Raw genomic sequence first — 447 nt, 5'->3', positions numbered from 1 at the left:
GAATACGAATGGTCGGAGCAGGGCGGTGTTATCCATTGGACGCATCATGACCCGGCAGGCCGTCATGAAGACGGTTGGCTGAAGCACGGCGGACAGGTTTATCAATAACCGTTCAGACGGCCTCCTGCTTGAAAGATGACAGGAATAAGCGCAAAATGTTAACAAGTTAAACAGACGGAAAATATTGTTCCGTCCATTGGAATACACAGTAGATTGGAGAATAAATGAACAAAAAACTTCATCCGCAAACGCTGGCCATCCGGGGCGGCAAAGAGCAGACCGAATATCGTGAACACAATCAGGCGCTGTTTTTGACCAGCAGCTTCATGTGGGAAAGCGCACAACATGCGGCAGATTTGTTTTCCAAAAAAATTAAAGGCTTTACCTATACCCGTACAGCCAATCCGACTACTGCCGCTTTTGAAAAACGCATTGCTGCATTGGAAG

2 protein-coding genes are annotated in these 447 nt (G+C 47.2%); both read left to right on the top strand.

Annotation, left to right across the window (positions count from 1 at the left end; genetic code table 11):
- Window positions 1–108 (top strand): DUF3465 domain-containing protein (locus ACTHUM_RS19750; protein ID WP_440403976.1); only part of this gene is annotated, 108 nt, incomplete at its 5' end.
- 116 nt (window positions 109–224) lie between these two features.
- On the top strand, window positions 225–447 hold a 223-nt coding region (locus ACTHUM_RS19745), incomplete at its 3' end, for a PLP-dependent transferase (RefSeq protein ID WP_440403975.1).

The organism is Neisseria sp. P0021.S006 (assembly GCF_051956895.1).
Note: the sequence above shows the minus strand (reverse complement) of the source record. Positions and strands in the feature narration are given on the sequence as shown.